Source organism: Streptomyces sp. P17 (assembly GCF_032436805.1).
Lineage (GTDB): Bacteria > Actinomycetota > Actinomycetes > Streptomycetales > Streptomycetaceae > Streptomyces.
Genome location: NZ_JAVRBF010000846.1, coordinates 1 through 270, shown reverse-complemented (window position 1 = coordinate 270; position 270 = coordinate 1). Strand labels below are relative to the sequence as shown.

Sequence of the window (270 nt, the reverse complement as noted above, 5' to 3'; positions counted from 1 at the left end):
AGCTCCTCGTACGCGGTGCGATAAACGGCGTTCCGCTGGCCAGCCCGAAGAAGCCCTCACAGGGCAATGTCTAAAATCAGAGCGCGGTCGACCCATGCTCGAGCTGACGATGTATCTTCGATGAATTCTGCAATCAACAGTTCGACGGGCAGTTCACTGCGTGTCAGACGCTCGCTGGCCGCGAGCAGGGTACAGATTAGCGCCGATTGCCCGCGTACCTCCTCCAGCCCCGACGCCAGGGCCCTATAAGCCACTGCGATGCCGGATTCG

At 60.4% G+C, this 270-nt stretch carries 1 protein-coding gene; it reads right to left on the bottom strand.

The annotated features are described in order from the left end of the window. Nucleotides 1-56: 56 nt before the first annotated feature. Nucleotides 57-270: hypothetical protein (locus RMT89_RS43195; RefSeq protein WP_315889229.1), on the bottom strand; the 214-nt coding region annotated here is incomplete at its 5' end.